This window comes from Kitasatospora sp. NPDC059571 (assembly GCF_042735675.1).
Lineage (GTDB): Bacteria > Actinomycetota > Actinomycetes > Streptomycetales > Streptomycetaceae > Kitasatospora.
The window spans coordinates 1-712 of sequence record NZ_JBHWBW010000086.1 but is presented as its reverse complement, the minus strand read 5'-3'; the positions used below and the strand labels follow the sequence as shown (position 1 = coordinate 712).

1 protein-coding gene is annotated in these 712 nt (G+C 76.7%); it reads right to left on the bottom strand.

Features of this window, described 5'->3' with window-relative positions; genetic code table 11:
- Positions 1–252: 252 nt before the first annotated feature.
- Entirely contained in the window at positions 253–558 is a 306-nt protein-coding gene (locus ACFV0G_RS13010) for a hypothetical protein (protein WP_380545900.1), read from the bottom strand.
- Positions 559–712: the final 154 nt, after the last annotated feature.

The window sequence follows — 712 nt, the reverse complement described above, 5'->3', positions numbered from 1 at the left end:
CACCGCCGCCCCACCCCAGACCATGGGGCCGGGCCGGGGGGGGGGCCCGGGCTAACACTCGCGGCCGCCGGCCCGTCGACCGTGCGGCGCACGGCCCCCGAGCGGTGCGGTTGCACCGTCTGCTGGCTGGCCATCGGACTCCCCCTCGGGTCTCACCGCTGCGGGCGCCGGCCCGCGCGCCGCCGGTCGCGGCTTCCTGACGGATGAACCGTAGGGGAAGAGGTACGGTTCCTCCGCATTGGCGAATTACGCCTAACGAGTGATGTTTTGGACCGTCATGTCCCGTACGCCCGAACGGATCGCGCGGCCCCGGGGCGGGCAGCCGGGCACCCGCAGGCCGTCGTCGGACGGCCTGCCGCCGGCCGTCACGGGGTGGTCGGCGCGCAGCTCCGCCGCGGCGCGGGCGGCCGCCGCGCAGGCCAGGGAGTCCCGTTCGGCCCGCTCGACGCCCCGTCTGGCCAGCGCGTGACCGGCCGCGGCCTCGACCCCCAGCGCCGTGGCGAGGACGACCGCGGCCGCGGCCGCGCGGAGGAGTACGGCACGGTGCAGGAACGGCACGGGCAGCCCTTTCGGCCGGTCGGGAGCGGAGGGTGGGGCGGCGTACGAACCACTGCGGGCGGACGGCTGCGCCGATCCGTCCCTCCACTCAACGCCGGTCAACCGTCCGCGATGCGCGGCGCGCCGAGTCTTCACCCGTAGGGGTGAGCAGCTC